Below are 6,542 nucleotides of genomic sequence, written 5' to 3'. Positions count from 1 at the left end.
CGATAGCGATGGACGAGGGGTTACGGTTTGCGATTCGGGAGGGGGGCCGCACGGTGGGTGCCGGCGTCGTCGCTAAAATCTTGGAGTAAAACCTCCTGAGTATGTGGGTCAGTAGCTCGAATTGGATAGAGCACCGGACTCCAAATCCGGGGGTTGCAGGTTCGAAGCCTGCCTGACCCGCTTTTCTTTGTGGTGAAGCACTGAAAGACGAACGACCGATGACGATCGAATCCCAGCATGGGCTTGATTTCTGAGAGCGGAGAGAGGATGCGAGCAAAGTGAGTGCCATACGAGCCGGCTTCGACACTGCCAGGACATTCCTGCAAGAAGCCTGGGCCGAGCTTCAACGGGTGCACTGGCCTGCCCAGAAAGAGGTTCGGGCGGCAACCTGGGTGGTGCTGCTTTTGGTGAGTGTGATAGCGCTCTACCTCTTTGCCGTCGATGCTTTCCTGGCTTGGCTGTTACGCCTGCTGCTCGGTTACTAGGTCTTCATCGGCACGGCAGACTACGCTATGGCCAAGCAATGGTATGTTGTCCATACCTATTCCGGGTATGAACGGAAAGCCAAAGTGGCTCTTGAGGAACGTATCCGTACGCTCGGCAAGGAGGAACTGTTCGGCGATGTCCTCGTTCCCGAGGAGCAGGTTGTCGAGCTTGTCAAAGGCCGCAAACGGACTTCTGCCCGCAAGTTTTTCCCCGGTTATATCCTGGTCCAGATGGAGATGAGTAACGAGACCTGGCACGTTGTCAAGTCAACGCCCAAGGTCACCGGTTTCGTCGGGGGATCGTTTGACCCCCAGACGATCCCCCCAGTGTCTGAGGCCGAGGTGTCAGAGATTCTGAACCAAGTCCAAGAGGGAACATTACGGCCGAAACCCAAGGTCTTGTACGAGGTCGGTGAAGGGGTAAAGGTGGTGGACGGTCCTTTTCAGGATTTCACCGGCGTCGTTGAAGAGGTCAAGCCGGACAAAGGAAAACTACGGGTGCTGATCAGCATCTTCGGTCGCGCAACCCCGGTTGAACTCGATCTGGTGCAGGTCGAGAAAACCTAAAGAGGTACAGAAGCAATGGCAAAAAAGGTGATGACCGAAATCAAGTTGCAGATCCCGGCCGGCCAGGCGACCCCGAGTCCGCCTGTCGGGCCTGCGCTTGGTCAACGCGGGGTCAATATCATGGAATTCTGCAAGGCGTTCAACGCCAAGACGCAGACGCAACAGGGGCTGCTGACCCCTGTCGTGATCACCGTCTATGCAGACCGTTCTTTTTCTTTTATCACCAAGACCCCTCCCGCCTCCGTCCTGATCAAGAAAGCCATGGGGATTGAAAAGGGCTCCCAGGAACCGGCCAAAGATATCATCGGATCTATCTCGCGGGCTCAGGTCGAAGAAATCGCCAAGACGAAGATGCCCGACCTGAACGCGAATGACATTGACGGGGCTCGAAAAATCATTGAAGGAACCGCCCGCAGCATGGGCGTCAGTGTGGTGGACTAAGATGGCAAAAAAAAGCAAAGGATACCGGGCCGCAGTCGAAAAAGTTGATCGCGAACAGCGCTACCCTTTGCCCCGGGCCGTTGCCCTAGTCAAGGAAACGGCCCGGGCGAAATTTGATGAAACGGTAGAGGTGGCGGTCCGGCTCGGGGTTGACCCCCGTAAGGCCGACCAAAATGTGCGTGGCACGGTGGTCTTGCCGCACGGCACGGGCAAGTCCGTGCGGGTGGCCGTCTTTGCCAAAGGAGACAAAGCTCGCGAAGCCGAAGAGGCGGGTGCCGATGTTGTCGGGGCCGAGGAGTTAGTCGCGCGCATCACCGATGAAGGCTGGCTTGAGTTTGACAAGGCGGTGGCCACGCCAGACATGATGAGTGTGGTCGGCCGGATTGGAAAAATCCTCGGACCCCGGGGCCTGATGCCCAACCCCAAAGTCGGGACGGTGACCATGGAGGTTGGGCAGACCATTCAGGATCTGAAGGGCGGAAAGGTCGAGTATCGGGTCGATAAAGTCGGCAATATCCACGTCCCGGTCGGAAAGGCGTCGTTCAGCGAGCAACAGCTGCTCGAAAATGCCAGCTCGCTGATCGAGGGTTTGGTTCGGGCTAAGCCGGCTTCCGCACGGGGGACCTACCTCCAAAGCGTGTGCGTCGCTACCACTATGGGACCTGGTGTGCGAGTGGACCCTTCGACGGTACAGCGCGGCTGAGTCCTGTCTCTCAAACTCAGAGTGCCTCGACACGACGGGAGAGCGAATCATTATGGAGCGTCACGAGAAAGAACAGGCTGTTGCCGACTTGCACGGGGTCTTTCGGGATGTACAGACTGCGGTCGTCGCCGAATATAAGGGCCTCAGCGTGGCTGAGTTAGACGCCTTGCGACGTGAGTTGAGAGAGGTCGGCGGGCGGTACCGGGTCGCAAAAAATAGTCTGGTGTCCTTGGCGGTCGAGGGAACGCCGTATCTCTCGCTCAAAGAGCTGCTCACGGGCCAAAACGGTCTGGTGCTCGGCTATGGCGAGGCGGTTGACTTGGCCAAAGCCGTGACCCGCTACGCCAAAGAGCATGAACAACTGACGATTAAAGGCGGCGTCACCGAAGGACAGTTCCTGGACGCCACCCAGATTGAGGCCCTGGCCAGCCTGCCGAGCCGAGATGCGCTCCGGGCGCAGCTGCTCGGCCTCCTGTCTCAGCCCGCCACGCAACTGGCCGGTGTGCTGGCCGCTCCAGCCTCCCAACTGGCCCGTGTCCTCAATGCCAGGCAGGAGCAGACCGACGCCCAAGCCTCACCACAAGCCAATGGAGCGGATGCCTAAGGGTATACCGTCAATGCGGAAAGGAGAAATGCATGGCTCTCAGCGCCGAAAAAATGGAAGAACTGGTCTCAACCCTGTCTGACCTGACCATTCTTGAAGTCTCGGACTTGGTCAAACAGCTGGAGGAAAAATGGGGCGTCAGCGCAGCCGCGCCGGTTGTTGTCGCCGGTGGTGGTGGGGCGGCGGCCGGCGACGCGCCGGCTCAGGCCGAAGAGAAGACCGAATTTGATGTGGTCCTGACCGGCCCTGGTGAAAAGAAGATCCAGGTCATCAAAGTCGTTCGGGAAATCACCGGCCTGGGTCTCAAGGAGGCAAAGGAACTGGTGGATAACGCGCCAAAGCCGGTCAAGGAAGGGATTGCCAAGGACGAGGCTGAGGAACTCCTGAAGAAGATTGAAGAGGTCGGGGGAATGGTTGAGCTGAAATAGGGGCGTATACGCCAAAGGAGAAGAGTGGGAATGGCGTTGCAGCTGGCAGATAATTTTCGCTTCCGACGGGCGTTCAGCCAGATCGGCAAAATTATTGAGATTCCACACCTGTTGGAGATCCAACGGCACTCGTACGAGGAATTCCTGCAGCGGAATCCCAGCCCGGACGACCGTACGGAGTCCGGACTGCAAGGGGTTTTTCGGTCGGTGTTTCCGATAAAGGACTTCAATGAAACCGCGTCGCTTGAATTTGTGAGCTATACGCTCGGAGAGCCGAAGTACACGGTCGAAGAATGCCACCAGCGCGGCATGACCTATGCCGCTCCCCTGAAGGTGACGATCCAGCTCGTGCTGTGGGATGTCGATCCGCGGACGGAGGCCCGCACGATCAAAAACGTCAAAGAGCAAGAGGTCTATTTTGGCGAGATCCCGCTGATGACCTCGTATGGCACCTTCATGGTGAACGGGACCGAGCGGGTTATTGTGAGCCAGTTGCATCGCTCGCCCGGGGTCTTCTTCGACCATGACAAGGGCAAGACCCACGCCAGTGGGAAACTGCTCTATTCGGCCCGGATCATTCCCTACCGGGGGTCGTGGATCGACTTTGAATTCGATCCGCGCGATATCCTGTATGTCCGCATAGACCGTCGCCGCAAATTCCACGCAACCGTGCTGCTGCGGGCCCTGGGCATGACGGTTGAGGACCTGCTCAACTACTTCTACCCGACCGATACCATTACCTTTGACGGCGGCCGCGCCACAAAGAAATTCCAGCCTCAGCTCCTGCTCGGACTGCGCGCGACCCAAGAGGTCCGCAATCCGACAGACCACGATGTGCTGGTCAAAGAAGGGCGCCGGTTCACCCGCAACGCGGTCAGACAGATAGAGGCTGCCGGGCTTGAGCAGATCCCGATCACCCTCGAAGAAATCGTGGGCCTGGTCGCAGCCCATGATGTGTGTGACCCGGAGACGCGGGAAGTTCTGGTCGAGTGCAATCAAGAGATCAACCAGGCCGACCTCGACCTGCTGATCGAACGCAGGGTCCCGTCCATAGAGACGCTTTTTATCGACGAGTCGCACATCGGTCCATCCCTGCGCAATACGCTGGTACAAGACAAGATCACGGCGCCCAAAGAGGCCGAGATGGAGATTTATCGCCGTCTCCGGCCCGGAGATCCGCCAACGGCTGAGGCGGCAACGGTTTTCTTTCGGAACCTGTTCTTCAACGCCGAACGCTACAACCTGTCCAAGGTTGGCCGTCTCAAGCTCAACCATAAGCTCCAGCTCGATGCTCCGCTTGATCTCGGGACCCTGCGCAAGGAGGATATCCTTGAGGTCGTCCGCTACCTGTTTGAGTTGAAAAACGGCAACGGAGTGGTCGATGATATTGACCATCTGGGCAACCGACGGGTGCGCGCGGTTGGCGAGTTGGTTGAAAATCAGTTCCGGATCGGGCTGGTCCGAATGGAACGCGCCGTTAAAGAGCGCATGAGTCTCCAGGATGTTGAGACTCTGATGCCCCAGGAACTGGTCAACTACAAGCCTGTCTCGGCCGCACTCAAGGAATTCTTTGGATCGAGCCAGCTGTCGCAGTTCATGGACCAGACCAATCCCTTGTCCGAAGTAACCCACAAGCGGCGTCTGTCCGCCCTCGGCCCGGGTGGCCTGACCCGTGAGCGGGCCGGTTTTGAGGTCCGGGACGTCCATCCGACCCACTATGGCCGCGTGTGTCCCATTGAGACGCCCGAGGGACCGAATATCGGGCTGATCTCCAGCCTGTCAACCTATGCCCGGGTCAATGAATTCGGCTTTATCGAGACGCCATACCGGGAGGTCGAGGACGGTCGGGTAACCCAGCGGGTGCGGTACTTGTCCGCCCTCGAAGAAGAGACCCGGACCATCGCCCAGGCCAATGCCCCGGTTGACGAAGACGGGCGCTTTGTCCGAGACTTGGTGTCTTCCCGTCTGGGCGGCGAATTCGTAATGGTCCAGCCCGAGCAGGTCCAGCTGATGGATGTCTCGCCTACCCAGTTGGTGAGCGTTGCGGCCGCCCTGATTCCTTTTCTTGAACACGACGACGCCAACCGGGCTCTGATGGGGTCGAACATGCAGCGTCAGGCGGTTCCCCTGCTGCGCACCGAAGCACCGCTGGTCGGTACGGGCATGGAGCAGGTCGTGGCCCGGGATTCCGGGGCGACGATCGTTGCCCATCGGAGCGGCCGAGTTGAGAATGTCGATTCCACCCGGGTGGTGATCAAGGCCGACGCGCCACCGACCGCTGGGGACGCTGCGGTCGATATCTATCCTCTGATCAAGTACCAGCGTTCCAACCAGAACACCTGCGTCAACCAGCGGCCGATCGTCAAGGTCGGTGACTATATTACCGCCGGCGACGTGGTGGCCGACGGACCGGCTACCGATATGGGTGAACTGGCCCTGGGCCGCAATGTGCTGGTCGCGTTCATGATCTGGGGCGGGTACAATTTTGAAGACTCTATCCTGGTCAGCGAGCGTCTGCTGCGCGAGGATGTATTCACCTCGGTGCATATTGAAGAGTTCGAATGCGTCGCCCGCGACACCAAACTCGGCCCGGAGGAAATCACCCAGGATATCCCGAATGTTGGTGAAGAGGCGCTCAAAGACCTGGACGAAAGCGGGATCGTCAGGATCGGCGCCGAGGTGACGCCGGGCGATATTCTGGTCGGCAAGATCACGCCCAAAGGCGAGACCCAGCTGTCGCCCGAAGAGAAGCTCCTGCGCGCGATCTTCGGCGAAAAAGCCGGGGAGGTGCGTGATACTTCGCTCAAAGTTCCTCCCGGTGTTGAGGGCACGGTGATCAATGTGCGCGTCTTCTCCCGCAAGGGCGTCTCCAAGGATGAGCGGAGCCAGAGCATTGAGGACGAAGAGGTCGAGCGACTTCGCAAAGACCAGGAAGACGAAATTCGGATTGTCCACGAGAGCACGTTCGGAAAAGTCCGCGATCTGGTGCTGGGCAAAACGCTGACCGTTCGCATCAGCGACGATGACACTAGGCGGGTCCTGTTCCCCAAAGGCCAGGAGATTACCGAGGAGCTGCTGCGAGCCGTCCCGCCCTCGCACTGGGGCCGGCTCAAGCTTGGCGATGAGGCGGCCGAGGACGAGTTGGGCCGGAGCGTTGATGCCATGCTGGCCCAGGTCGGCCGGATTCGGGAGGAGTTTGAGAAGAAGGTTGAGAAGCTGCGCAGTGGCGACGAGCTGCCCCCCGGCATCATCAAGATGGTCAAGGTCTTTGTCGCCATCAAACGCAAGCTCCAGGTCGGCGACAAGATGGCGGG

The 6,542-nt window shown here is 59.0% G+C and carries 8 protein-coding genes and 1 tRNA gene; all 9 read left to right on the top strand.

All coding sequences use genetic code 11. The annotated features are described in order from the left end of the window. The coding region (locus tag J4F42_20510; protein ID MCE2487903.1) for a hypothetical protein at positions 1 to 89 on the top strand (89 nt) is incomplete at its 5' end. A gap of 16 nt (positions 90 to 105) precedes the next feature. Beyond that, a tRNA-Trp gene (locus J4F42_20505) sits at positions 106 to 180 on the top strand. A 98-nt stretch (positions 181 to 278) separates the two neighbouring features. Next, complete coding sequence (gene secE, locus J4F42_20500) at positions 279 to 485, top strand: preprotein translocase subunit SecE (protein ID MCE2487902.1); 207 nt, start codon at positions 279 to 281, stop codon at positions 483 to 485. A 27-nt stretch (positions 486 to 512) separates the two neighbouring features. After that, a complete protein-coding gene (nusG, locus tag J4F42_20495) occupies positions 513 to 1,052 on the top strand; it encodes a transcription termination/antitermination protein NusG (GenBank protein MCE2487901.1) in 540 nt (179 codons plus the stop codon). A 15-nt stretch (positions 1,053 to 1,067) separates the two neighbouring features. After that, a complete protein-coding gene (gene rplK / locus J4F42_20490; GenBank protein MCE2487900.1) occupies positions 1,068 to 1,493 on the top strand; it encodes a 50S ribosomal protein L11 in 426 nt (141 codons plus the stop codon). A gap of 1 nt (position 1,494) precedes the next feature. Beyond that, the gene (gene rplA / locus J4F42_20485; protein ID MCE2487899.1) at positions 1,495 to 2,196 is read left to right on the top strand and encodes a 50S ribosomal protein L1; all 702 of its coding nucleotides are present in this window, start codon (positions 1,495 to 1,497) and stop codon (positions 2,194 to 2,196) included. Positions 2,197 to 2,248: 52 nt separating this feature from the next. Then, positions 2,249 to 2,800, top strand: a complete 552-nt coding sequence (gene rplJ, locus J4F42_20480) for a 50S ribosomal protein L10 (GenBank protein MCE2487898.1) — start codon at positions 2,249 to 2,251, stop codon at positions 2,798 to 2,800. A 32-nt stretch (positions 2,801 to 2,832) separates the two neighbouring features. Next, positions 2,833 to 3,228 carry a 50S ribosomal protein L7/L12 gene (rplL, locus tag J4F42_20475; protein MCE2487897.1) on the top strand — a complete coding sequence of 132 codons (396 nt, stop codon included), beginning with the start codon at positions 2,833 to 2,835 and terminating at the stop codon, positions 3,226 to 3,228. 30 nt (positions 3,229 to 3,258) lie between these two features. Further along, a partial coding sequence (rpoB, locus tag J4F42_20470; protein MCE2487896.1) for a DNA-directed RNA polymerase subunit beta occupies positions 3,259 to 6,542 on the top strand: 3,284 nt, incomplete at its 3' end.

It is taken from the genome of Desulfurellaceae bacterium, assembly GCA_021296095.1.
Taxonomy (GTDB): domain Bacteria; phylum Desulfobacterota; class Binatia; order Bin18; family Bin18; genus JAAXHF01.
This window is presented reverse-complemented; position numbering and strand designations above follow the sequence as displayed.

Excerpts from the sequence above, each read along its gene's own strand:
- nusG (MCE2487901.1), top strand. The coding sequence starts at position 513 with ATGGCCAAGCAATGGTATGTTGTCCATACCTATTCCGGGTATGAACGG.
- rplK (MCE2487900.1), top strand. The coding sequence starts at position 1,068 with ATGGCAAAAAAGGTGATGACCGAAATCAAGTTGCAGATCCCGGCCGGC.
- rplA (MCE2487899.1), top strand. The coding sequence starts at position 1,495 with ATGGCAAAAAAAAGCAAAGGATACCGGGCCGCAGTCGAAAAAGTTGAT.
- rplJ (MCE2487898.1), top strand. The coding sequence starts at position 2,249 with ATGGAGCGTCACGAGAAAGAACAGGCTGTTGCCGACTTGCACGGGGTC.
- rplL (MCE2487897.1), top strand. The coding sequence starts at position 2,833 with ATGGCTCTCAGCGCCGAAAAAATGGAAGAACTGGTCTCAACCCTGTCT.